This is a genomic window from Streptomyces hilarionis (assembly GCF_024539675.1).
Taxonomy (GTDB): domain Bacteria; phylum Actinomycetota; class Actinomycetes; order Streptomycetales; family Streptomycetaceae; genus Streptomyces; species Streptomyces hilarionis.
Genome location: NZ_JAHHIT010000657.1, coordinates 1 through 295 on the forward strand (window position 1 = coordinate 1; position 295 = coordinate 295).

At 42.4% G+C, this 295-nt stretch carries 1 protein-coding gene; it reads left to right on the forward strand.

The features are described from left to right. Nucleotides 1-24 precede the first annotated feature (24 nt). On the forward strand, nt 25-295 hold a 271-nt coding region (locus KMS84_RS39900), incomplete at its 3' end, for a hypothetical protein (RefSeq protein WP_256921550.1).

The window sequence follows — 295 nt, forward strand, 5'->3', positions numbered from 1 at the left end:
GTTTATACACAGATTTTGGATGCCATGGAGATCCCATGGGTTATGCGCACTGATAATGATATTTCAGCAATAACCGTTCAAAAAACTGAACTACGGAACCCTGCCGGTATAAATAGATGCCTGTCACTTGCAGGAAAGGAAAAAATGGCTTACATGCCGATAGACGCAACCCAACAGAGCGTCTACGAATCAGGAATCTGGACTAAGGTAAATGAAGTAGTAAACCCCCACGGCATATATTTAGCCAAGATAGATCTAGAAACAGACTTATGTGAGGAGTTTCCAACCCAACTAC